The sequence below is a fragment of the Methyloceanibacter marginalis genome (genome assembly GCF_001723295.1).
Taxonomy (GTDB): domain Bacteria; phylum Pseudomonadota; class Alphaproteobacteria; order Rhizobiales; family Methyloligellaceae; genus Methyloceanibacter; species Methyloceanibacter marginalis.
The window spans coordinates 1-5,179 of the sequence record NZ_LPWD01000294.1; the positions used below are offsets into that span (position 1 = coordinate 1).

General features: G+C 63.6%; 10 protein-coding genes and 1 pseudogene. 8 read left to right on the forward strand and 3 right to left on the reverse strand.

Going from position 1 to position 5,179, the window contains the following annotated elements:
• The 4 genes and pseudogenes from AUC71_RS19570 to AUC71_RS11115 form a co-directional block, all read left to right on the forward strand.
• Window positions 1–392: type 1 glutamine amidotransferase (locus AUC71_RS19570; protein ID WP_425283382.1), on the forward strand; the 392-nt coding region annotated here is incomplete at its 5' end.
• A 68-nt stretch (window positions 393–460) separates the two neighbouring features.
• Window positions 461–724 carry a GlsB/YeaQ/YmgE family stress response membrane protein gene (locus AUC71_RS11105; RefSeq protein ID WP_069624317.1) on the forward strand — a complete coding sequence of 88 codons (264 nt, stop codon included), beginning with the start codon at window positions 461–463 and terminating at the stop codon, window positions 722–724.
• A 501-nt stretch (window positions 725–1,225) separates the two neighbouring features.
• A pseudogene (locus AUC71_RS22735) lies at window positions 1,226–1,618 on the forward strand (cell wall hydrolase); the annotation flags it as partial.
• Between the two features lie 125 nt (window positions 1,619–1,743).
• Entirely contained in the window at window positions 1,744–1,929 is a 186-nt protein-coding gene (locus tag AUC71_RS11115; protein WP_069624319.1) for a hypothetical protein, read from the forward strand.
• A 26-nt stretch (window positions 1,930–1,955) separates the two neighbouring features.
• Here AUC71_RS11115 and AUC71_RS11120 read toward each other — a convergent pair whose 3' ends face one another.
• Window positions 1,956–2,918 (reverse strand): leucine-rich repeat domain-containing protein, encoded by a 963-nt coding sequence (locus AUC71_RS11120; RefSeq protein WP_158007806.1) that lies wholly within the window; start codon window positions 2,916–2,918, stop codon window positions 1,956–1,958.
• 110 nt (window positions 2,919–3,028) lie between these two features.
• Here AUC71_RS11120 and AUC71_RS11125 point away from each other — a divergent pair, with 110 nt between their 5' ends.
• The 4 genes from AUC71_RS11125 to AUC71_RS11140 all read left to right on the forward strand — a co-directional run bounded on the left by AUC71_RS11125 (window position 3,029) and on the right by AUC71_RS11140 (window position 4,630).
• Window positions 3,029–3,595 carry a hypothetical protein gene (locus tag AUC71_RS11125; protein WP_069624320.1) on the forward strand — a complete coding sequence of 189 codons (567 nt, stop codon included), beginning with the start codon at window positions 3,029–3,031 and terminating at the stop codon, window positions 3,593–3,595.
• Between the two features lie 32 nt (window positions 3,596–3,627).
• Window positions 3,628–3,873: a hypothetical protein gene (locus AUC71_RS11130; protein WP_069624321.1), complete on the forward strand. Its 246-nt coding sequence runs from the start codon at window positions 3,628–3,630 to the stop codon at window positions 3,871–3,873.
• A 90-nt stretch (window positions 3,874–3,963) separates the two neighbouring features.
• Complete coding sequence (locus AUC71_RS11135) at window positions 3,964–4,230, forward strand: hypothetical protein (RefSeq protein WP_069624322.1); 267 nt, start codon at window positions 3,964–3,966, stop codon at window positions 4,228–4,230.
• Window positions 4,231–4,333: 103 nt separating this feature from the next.
• Window positions 4,334–4,630, forward strand: coding sequence for a hypothetical protein (locus tag AUC71_RS11140; protein ID WP_069624323.1), 297 nt, complete (start codon window positions 4,334–4,336; stop codon window positions 4,628–4,630).
• 37 nt (window positions 4,631–4,667) lie between these two features.
• Here AUC71_RS11140 and AUC71_RS11145 read toward each other — a convergent pair whose 3' ends face one another.
• Window positions 4,668–4,865 carry a hypothetical protein gene (locus AUC71_RS11145; protein WP_069624324.1) on the reverse strand — a complete coding sequence of 66 codons (198 nt, stop codon included), beginning with the start codon at window positions 4,863–4,865 and terminating at the stop codon, window positions 4,668–4,670.
• A 94-nt stretch (window positions 4,866–4,959) separates the two neighbouring features.
• Window positions 4,960–5,179, reverse strand: a 220-nt coding sequence (locus AUC71_RS20320) for a DsbA family protein (protein WP_204376707.1), incomplete at its 5' end; no start/stop codon positions are given.

Consider the following 5,179-nt stretch of genomic DNA (forward strand, 5'->3'; position numbering starts at 1 on the left):
AGGAGATCGGCTGGTACGATCTCGTGCTGAGCGAGGCGGCGGCGGACGACGCCATTCTCGAGACCCACCCCAAGACGCTGCTCGCCTACCATTTTCATGGCGACCGCATCGAGAGCGTCCCGGGTGCGGTGAACCTTGCGTCCTCCGATATCACCGACTGTCAGCTCTTTCGTTACGGCTCGAATGTCTACGGTTTCCAGTATCACGCCGAGGTCGATCAGCCGCTGGTCGAGATCATGTGCCGGAACAACGCCGACTACATGGCGACGAACGGCTTTGACGCCGAGGCCATCATTGCCGAAGGCCAGAAGAACCTGCCAACCTTCGCGGAAGCCTGCAAAGGCGTGCTGAACCGCTGGCTCGATCTCGTCACGGTGCGGGGAAAACCCTAGCGAACGCGCGAAGGGCTGGCGCGACTCATGGTAGAGTGCGCGACAAATTTCAGCGGAGGGGGGAATCCATGCTGACGGCACTCATCATTACACTCGTGGTCGGGGCAATCGCGGGCTGGCTCGCGGGGCTCGTGGTCAATGGGACGGGATTCGGCCTTGTGGGCGATATCGTCATCGGCATTCTCGGCGCGCTGATCGCCAGCTTCTTGTTTCCCTATTTCGGGATCGCTCTCACCCTGGGTGGCGGCCTTCTCGGCGCGATCATCCTGGCCTTTATCGGCGCCGTGATTCTGCTGGTGGTGGTGAAGGTCATCAAGAATATCGCCGCCTAAGAAAAATCAAATTATTACATGATGTTATAGGCGCTCTTTCAGCGGCCGGGGCAGCTTGCTGTCTCGGCCGGACCTGCCCTTCGGCGCGCCAATTTCCTCTCCAAGACAATCAGGGTGCCAGGACGCCCGTATTCAACGCAAGGTTGAAGCGATTTGTCGCACTATTTTCCCGGAGGGGACACGTTTTCGTCACACCCCGATCCTGCCCTGGACAGATTTCCCCAGCAAAAGCGCCGATCGCGGCGGGTCGTTCCCGCACAGGGTTAACAAGTGTGAGGTACATCCATGGGGGTTTGGGGGTCTGTCAGCATGCGTGGGGGCATGCTTGTCTTGGCGTTGCTTGCGTTGTTGACACCGGCTTACGCGGACGAGACGAGCGATCAGGCGACCGGCACCGATGTTCCGGTGGTGGACGCTGCCCAAAACGGCATTGCGCTGGCTGCGCTGGAAGTGGCCGCGCAGAGCGCCGGCCCGCTGCGCTACACCACGTACTCCGAGCGGGAGCTCCGCTGTCTCGCCGAGGGCATGTATTTCGAGGCGCGCGGCGAGTCCTTGCGGGGTCAACTGGCCGTCGGCCGGGTGATTCTGAACCGCGTCGAAAGCGAGTCCTATCCCAGCACGATCTGCGACGTGGTCTATCAGAACGACCACATGCGCAATCGCTGCCAGTTCTCCTTCGCCTGCGACGGCCATCCGGACACGATTTCTGAGCGCGACGTCTGGGACCGCATTCGCGGCTATGCGGCCTGGTTGATGGCCAACGATCCCAAAGGCACTGAGTACCAGGTTCTGGCGTCCCTCGAGGCCGCGACCCACTATCACGCGGACTATGTGAGCCCGCGTTGGGCGAAATTCCTCAAACTGACCGCCCGGATCGGCCGCCACATTTTCTACGCCGACCCTTCGGCTGATCCCAGCAGGGGGCGGGTGCCGGCTTCCCGCCCCTTGCAATTCCTGTTTCTGCTCATATCTCTAGGATTGGCTCGCCACGGACATCGTTCGCGGAAGGGAGTGAACTGATGAAACGGCTGCTGATCGTCTTGGTGCCTCTCGCCCTTGCAGGCTGCGTCACCGAGCAGGCGCCGACCCTGCCTATGACCCTTGGCCCGGCCGAGACAGCCAAGGCAGGCTGCCTGACCTATGATGACACGCCGACCTTCGGCGACTGCCAGGCGTTGGACACCCTCTCCAGTACGCAAAACTAGACGCAGCAAGACTGCATTCTGGTGCACTATCGTGTGCCCTCCAGTCCCGGATTTCCCGACACATCGAACACCGCAAGCCGTTCGGCCAGCCCTTTCGGCACCGGCCCGCTCAATCTGTTGTCGTCGAGGCGCAGCACCTGAAGGGCCGTGGCCTCGTTCAGGCTTTCAGGGACGGGGCCGGTCAGCCGGTTATCGTTGAGGCGGAGATCCGCTAGCGTCTTGAGCTTGCCGATGTCTTTCGGGATGGAGCCGGAGAGCTTGTTCTCGGCGAGCAACAGCGAATGCAGCGCCAATGCTTCCGTCAGCGTCTCGGGCAGGGGCCCGCGCAGGCGGTTGTTGTGCAGAAACACCTGCTCGAGCTTCGGCTGACGGAGCAGGGATGCCGGCAACTGGCCTGAAATCTCATTGTCCTCGCCTCGAAAGATCTTGAGCTTCGGCGTGTCCCAGTCCTTGGGCAGAGAGCCCGACAGTTCGTTCGCGTGCACGTCGAGATATTCGAGCTCCGGGAGCAGGGCCACAGAGTCGGGAATGCGGCCCGTCAGTTCGTTGCCTTTGAGCCAGAGATTCTTCAATGCGCGGCAATTCCCCAGCGCCTCGGGCAGGGACCCCGTGATCTTATTGAAAGACAGATGGAGCGTGTGGAGCCGCGCAAGTCCGCAGATCGCGGGCGGCAGCGCCCCCTCCAGATTGTTGTCGTAGATGGTGAGGTGCACCACGCGGCCCTGGTCGTCGGTCTCCACCCCGTGCCAGAAGCCGACCGGCTTGTCGCTGCCCCAGAAATCCTGCTGGATCCAGTCCGGACCGCCGAGCGCCTCGTAGAAGGCGAGCAAGGCCGAGCGCTCCCGGTCTCGCAAAGCGGGGTCCGCGGGCTCGGGCAAGGAGGCTCCTTGCAGCGCCTGCTCAGCGGCGCGCGGGGGCACTCCCGGGACCACCAAGACCGCCGCGAGCAAGAGCGCAGCGAGCTTGAGCTGGAATAGCGTCTTCGGCAAAACCACCTCGTCTATAAGCCTGGTCGACAGCAGGCAGTCTAAGGGGGTTTGGCGGCGCGGGGATAGGGAAGGTTGCCGCGCGGGCCGTTTTACGGCTACCACAGCGCACCATGACCGCCCCGGCCCACAGCGTCCGCAACAGCCTCGCCGACAAGGAGCGCAGCTTCACGCTCGGGCCCGACGCTCTGCACTGGAGCGATACCGGCGGAGAAGGGCGGATGCCCTACGCGGATGTGCACGACATGCACCTGATCGCCTATACCTCGCCCATCGGCGAGACGTATCAGTGTACGGTGCGCGCCAACACGGGGGACAAGGTCAAGCTGCGTTCCGCGCATTACGTGAGCCTCAACAATTTCGAAGACCGCGGCGCCACCTACGCCCCTTTCGTGCGGGCGCTAGCATCGCGTATCGCGGCGGCCGCGCCGCAGGCCAAATTCATCGCCGGCAGCACGGCCCTGTGGATCGTCTGGCTGATTGTCGGCTTGCTGTGTCTCGGCGTTTTCGTCCTGCTGATCCTGTCCATGTTCGAGGGCCTGCCGGCTGCCGGCCCATGGATTATCGCGATCGTCGTCTGCGCGATTGCCGCACCGTGGATCTCGCGCCGCGTGCGCGAGGGAGCCGCCAAGACCTTCGACCCAGCCGCGCCGCCGCCGGCACTCCTCGGCCAGAGCTGAGCCGGGAAACTCGAACCGTGCCCCGCCCCGTCATGTTCAGTAGCCGCCTGGAGCAGCGCCGCAAGGTGCGCCGCTTCGCCTTGCTCGTGGCCGTCACGGTGCTCATTGCCGGCATCGCGCTGATCGCGGTCGTGGCGATGCAGGGCTTCGATCTTCTGGGTGCGGCGGGAGCCGACCGCCTGCCGTTGGGGCTCGCCGTGCTGGGCGCCCTGGGAGGCCTTCTGGTGCTGGCGCTCGTCGCCTATGTGGCGGTGCGTGTCTTCAGCCGAGTGGAGTAGCGCGCGGTCAGTCTACTGGCGCTTGAGCCCCTAAACGCCTAAAATGGTGACACCGAACACAAGCTTCGGGAAACGAGGGGGGTTACCAACATGGATATCGCCAGTCTTCTGGTTCAAGTGATCTCGGGTGCGGTCGGCGGCGCGGGCGCAGGCGCGGCGGCTAAGCAATATTCACTCGGCACCATCGGCAATGTGATCGCCGGTGCGGTCGGCGGCGGCATCACCGGTCAGCTGATCGGAAATTTTGCCGGGCAGATGATTGAAGGCTGGGTCGGCGACATCGCCGGCGGCGCCATCGGCGGCATCGTCCTCACGCTCATCGCCGGCGTCATCAAGAACATGATGGCGAAGTCGTAAGCAGGACGAGTCGAGGCCTTCGCCTCGCAGATGCGCCAAGTGGGAACTGTCCCTTTTGGAGGGGCGTTTCCTCTTTGCCCAGCCTTTCGCAACGGAGTGTTCCATGCCGTATCTCTCTGGCGTCCTCACCGGCGTCCTTCTGACAATTCTCGTGGTCTTTCTCATCGACCATTTGGGCGACCATCCGGACTCGCAAGACATCGTGCGCTGGGGCGTCGTGGCCGAGAAGGTCGGCGCCGGCGCGAAGCAAGTCGGCGAAGAGGTGCGCGAGGGCGTGCACGAGGCCACCGAGCCTGAGCCGTCACCGGAGCCGACGCCATCACCGGAGCCAGAGCCGTCACCTGAGCCAGAGCCGCCGGCAAGCACGCCGCCGGCAGCCACAGAGGCGCCGGCGCAATAGGGGCGCGCGGACGAACGGGCTTACGACCAGCGCGGCGCTAGGTCCGGTTCAGCAGGGTCTCGCGTTGCTTCATGAGGGCATCGAGCTTCGCCTGCTGATCGGCGATGCGTTGGGCGTTACGCTCCTCGTCGGCCGCGCCCGAATAGGCGGCGGCCTGCTCCACCAGCTCGCGCAAATTATCTTCCACGATCTGGATGCGGCGCTCGATCTCTTCCAGCGATGGTTCGTTGCTCATGATGCCTCGCGTTGGGTTGAATGACGCTTTCGGGGCCGGACCTTACTCAAACCGTGGGTCTGGCCGGAAGGAAATATGACTCGGCGAGTGCGGATCAGCACCAGCTGGCCTCGTTCGCCGCGGGGCGGCGCAGGAGTTCCTGGACGTTCGCTTCGAGCAGCCGGTAGCCGACATTGCCGAATAGCTTCTGCCGGCCGTCATTCATCAAGAATGTCGGACTGCCTTCGACACCGTTCTTCTGGCTCAGATCGTAGTCGGCGGCGCGAGCTGGGCCACCGCTTCGACGGAGTCGGATCTTACTCCTCCACGACCGC

Bases quoted from the DNA above. Each gene is read 5' to 3' on its own strand.
- AUC71_RS11105 (WP_069624317.1), top strand. From the start codon at position 461: ATGCTGACGGCACTCATCATTACACTCGTGGTCGGGGCAATCGCGGGC.
- AUC71_RS11115 (WP_069624319.1), top strand. From the start codon at position 1,744: ATGAAACGGCTGCTGATCGTCTTGGTGCCTCTCGCCCTTGCAGGCTGC.
- AUC71_RS11125 (WP_069624320.1), top strand. From the start codon at position 3,029: ATGACCGCCCCGGCCCACAGCGTCCGCAACAGCCTCGCCGACAAGGAG.
- AUC71_RS11130 (WP_069624321.1), top strand. From the start codon at position 3,628: ATGTTCAGTAGCCGCCTGGAGCAGCGCCGCAAGGTGCGCCGCTTCGCC.
- AUC71_RS11135 (WP_069624322.1), top strand. From the start codon at position 3,964: ATGGATATCGCCAGTCTTCTGGTTCAAGTGATCTCGGGTGCGGTCGGC.
- AUC71_RS11140 (WP_069624323.1), top strand. From the start codon at position 4,334: ATGCCGTATCTCTCTGGCGTCCTCACCGGCGTCCTTCTGACAATTCTC.
- AUC71_RS11145 (WP_069624324.1), bottom strand. From the start codon at position 4,865: ATGAGCAACGAACCATCGCTGGAAGAGATCGAGCGCCGCATCCAGATC.